Below are 3,413 nucleotides of genomic sequence, written 5' to 3'. Positions count from 1 at the left end.
GCGACATAGCGGCCATAGGCGGTGAACAGCACGGAAAAGACGACGATCGTCAGCAGGAAATTGAACAATGGTCCGGCCACCACCGTTGCCGCGCGCTTCCAGATCGGCTGCGTGTGGAAGGCGACCTTGCGCTCTTCCTCGGTCAGCGTTTCAATTTCTTCCGACGTGGGCTGGCTCGATGTGGCGTTCATGTCGCCGACGAATTTGACATAGCCGCCAAGCGGTATCGCACACAGTTTCCAGCGCGTGCCGTGGCTGTCGTTGAAGCCGAAGAGTTCCGGGCCGAAGCCGATCGAGAAGGCCCTGACGCCGATGCCGCACCAGCGCCCGACAAGGTAATGGCCCATTTCGTGGACGAACACGACCACGGTCAGCACGAAGAGGAATGGCACCAGCGTGCCGAGGACAAAGCCTTGTGTGCTGAAAAGCGCGTGAAGAATCTCGTTCAAGACAAACCCTCAAATTCTTCCACGGCGCAGACTGCGCCGTGACTGTGACACCAATCCGGGCGAATCCAAGGCGCATCGCGCAAAGGACCTGAAATGACACCACTCAAACGGGAAACAGACCCTGCGCCGGATGATCGGCGTTCGCCGAAATCCAGCCGATGACGTATAGGGCGAATGCGGCTGCGACAAGCCCATCGACACGATCCATGACGCCGCCATGGCCCGGGATGAGCGCGCCTGAGTCCTTGCGGCCATGGCGGCGCTTGACCCAGGATTCAAACAGGTCGCCTGCCTGCGAGACAATCGACAGCACGAGCGCCACCAGGCCGAGCAATGCCAGATTGCCGACACCGGCAGCTACGGCGAGGACCAGCCCGGCGACGACGCCGCCGAGCGCACCGCCGAGCGCGCCGCTGCGCGTCTTGCCGGGCGAGATAGAGGGCGCCAGTTTCGGCCCCCCAACGGCACGGCCAACGAAATAGGCAAGGATATCGGTGGCCCAGACGACCGCAAACAGGAACAGGATGGCAATGAGGCCCGAACGATCGCCATCGCGCAGCAAGGCGAGCGACAGGCCTGAAACCGCGGCATAGGCGAGGCCGCTCGCATCCCATTGTCCGGTCTTGCGAAGCGAGGCGGCTATCGCCGTTTCGGCAACAATGGCCGCCACAAGCGGTAGCAGCCAGGAGGCGGCCAGGCCGCCGATCAAGGCGCCAACGAAGACGACCAGCAATGCTTCCGGCAGGAAACCCAGGCCCGTGACCCCGGTCGGGCGCGACATGCGGGTCCATTCATAGAAGATCGCCGCCGATATCACGGCGCACAGCAGCCGGAACGGCAGACCGCCGATCCAGGTCAGACCGAGAGTGATGATGGCGAGCACGATCGCCGAAACGACACGCAGCTGGAGATTGCTCATCCCGCGGCCGGTCGCGAAGCGACGTCCTGGCCTCCAAGTCCGCCGAAACGGCGTTCGCGGCCAGCAAACTCACGCAAGGCCTCGGCAAGGTGTTCGCGGCTGAAGTCGGGCCAGTAGCAAGGCAGGAAGACAAGCTCGCTATAGGCGGCCTGCCACAGGAGGAAATTCGACAGCCGAAGCTCGCCGCTGGTGCGAATGACCAGTTCCGGGTCGGGAATGCCTTGCGTATCAAGCGCAACGGCAAAGCTTTCGGCAGATATCGCCTCGGCGTCGAGTTCGCCACGCGCCACGGCCAAAGCGAGCTTTTGCGCCGTGCGAACGATCTCGTCGCGTCCGCCATAGTTGAAGGCGATCACCAGCGTCAGAGATTCATTTGCGGCAGTCAGCGTTTCGGCCTCGTCGAGCAGTCCCCTGATATCGGGCTGCAGCCCTGCCCGGTCGCCGATGATTCTAACCCGCACACCGCTCTGGTGCAGTTCGGCAAGGTCACGGCGGATGAACATTTTCAGAAGGCCCATCAGGTCGCTGACCTCGGATTTCGGCCGCGACCAGTTCTCCGACGAGAAAGCGTAGACGGTCAGGTAGGAGATGCCGAGTCCGGGTGCTGCGCGCACCGTCTTGCGCAGCGCCTCGACGCCGGCACGATGGCCCGCAAGACGAGGCAAGCCGCGCGCCTTGGCCCAGCGTCCGTTTCCGTCCATGATGATCGCGACATGCGCGGGCGTTGCCATGTTCTCGCTTTCGGGTCAGCCGGAGGCCAAGACCCTAAACCTGCATGATTTCAGCTTCCTTATCGGAAAGCAGGTGGTCGATGGTGCTGATCGTCTCGTCGGTAAGTTTCTGAACCTGGTCCGAGCGCTTGCGCTGATCGTCCTCGCTGATGTCGCCGTCCTTCTCCGCCTTCTTCAGGAAGTCCATGCCGTCGCGGCGCACATGGCGCGCGGCGACCCGGGCGTTCTCGGCGTAGGTGTGCGAGATCTTGACCAGTTCCTTGCGTCGCTGTTCGTTGAGTTCGGGAAGCGGAATCCTGAGGTTGGTGCCGTCCACGATCGGGTTGAAACCCAGATTGGATTCGCGGATCGCGCGGTCGACCGCGCCGACCATCGACTTGTCCCATACCGATACCGAGATCATGCGCGGCTCCGGCACCGAGACGTTGGCGACCTGGTTGATCGGCATGGTGGTGCCATAGGCCTGCACCTGGATCGCATCAAGCAGATTGCTGGAGGCGCGACCGGTCCGCAGCGAAGCCAGATCATGCTTGAACGCGGCGATGGCCCCATCCATGCGCCGCTTGAGATCGTCGTACTCACCACTCATCTTTATCTCCTCGACCCGTCTAATGCGGGCTCACTGCTCCGTCTTCGAATCGGACCTTCGAAAACCGGTTTCCCTTCGAGCCTGGCCGCCGATCAATCGTCCGCGACGACCGTGCAGCGGCCGCCGCCCCTCAGAATATCGCCGAAACCACCTTTTTCGTGGATCGAATAGACGATTATCGGAATGTTGTTTTCGCGCGCAAGTGCAATCGCTGCAGTATCCATGATGGAAAGGCCGCGATTTATGACTTCGCCATGGCTGATGCGCTCGAAACGCGTCGCATTCGGGTCCTTCTTCGGGTCCGCCGAGTAGACGCCGTCGACCTGAGTGCCCTTGAACAGTGCGTCGGCGCCGATTTCAGCCGCGCGGAGGGCGGCGGCCGAATCAGTGGTGAAGAACGGATTACCGGTGCCGCCGGCGAAGATCACCACCTTGCCCTGGTTCATGTAGGCAGTCGCCTGGCGCTGCGAAAAGCTCTCGCAAAGTTCGGGCATGGCGATCGCCGAAAGCACCACGGCGTCGACGCCGATCTTGTTCAACGACGTGCGCAGCGCCAGCGAGTTGATCACCGTGGCAAGCATGCCCATGTGGTCGCCGGTGTCACGGTCGCCGCCCTTGGAGGCAACGGCCACGCCGCGAAAGATGTTGCCGCCGCCGATGACGACACCGACCTCGATGCCCAATGCACGCGCCTCGGCGATGTCGCCGGCGATGCGATCCACCAC

General features: G+C 62.6%; 5 protein-coding genes. All 5 read right to left on the bottom strand.

Going from position 1 to position 3,413, the window contains the following annotated elements; genetic code table 11:
- Positions 1-449, bottom strand: a 449-nt coding sequence (locus EN969_RS22135; protein WP_164758411.1) for a site-2 protease family protein, incomplete at its 3' end; no start/stop codon positions are given.
- 103 nt (positions 450-552) lie between these two features.
- Complete coding sequence (locus EN969_RS22130) at positions 553-1,368, bottom strand: phosphatidate cytidylyltransferase (RefSeq protein WP_127419392.1); 816 nt, start codon at positions 1,366-1,368, stop codon at positions 553-555.
- The gene (locus EN969_RS22125) at positions 1,365-2,099 is read right to left on the bottom strand and encodes an isoprenyl transferase (RefSeq protein ID WP_013531758.1); all 735 of its coding nucleotides are present in this window, start codon (positions 2,097-2,099) and stop codon (positions 1,365-1,367) included. The genes EN969_RS22130 and EN969_RS22125 overlap by 4 nt, the downstream gene beginning before the upstream one ends.
- Before the next feature lie 34 nt (positions 2,100-2,133).
- Positions 2,134-2,688, bottom strand: coding sequence for a ribosome recycling factor (gene frr, locus EN969_RS22120; RefSeq protein ID WP_013531759.1), 555 nt, complete (start codon positions 2,686-2,688; stop codon positions 2,134-2,136).
- A 92-nt stretch (positions 2,689-2,780) separates the two neighbouring features.
- Positions 2,781-3,413: UMP kinase (pyrH, locus tag EN969_RS22115; RefSeq protein WP_127419391.1), on the bottom strand; the 633-nt coding region annotated here is incomplete at its 5' end.

The organism is Mesorhizobium sp. M7A.F.Ca.CA.003.01.2.1, assembly GCF_003998945.1.
GTDB classification, from domain to species: Bacteria; Pseudomonadota; Alphaproteobacteria; order Rhizobiales; family Rhizobiaceae; genus Mesorhizobium; species Mesorhizobium ciceri.
This window is presented reverse-complemented; position numbering and strand designations above follow the sequence as displayed.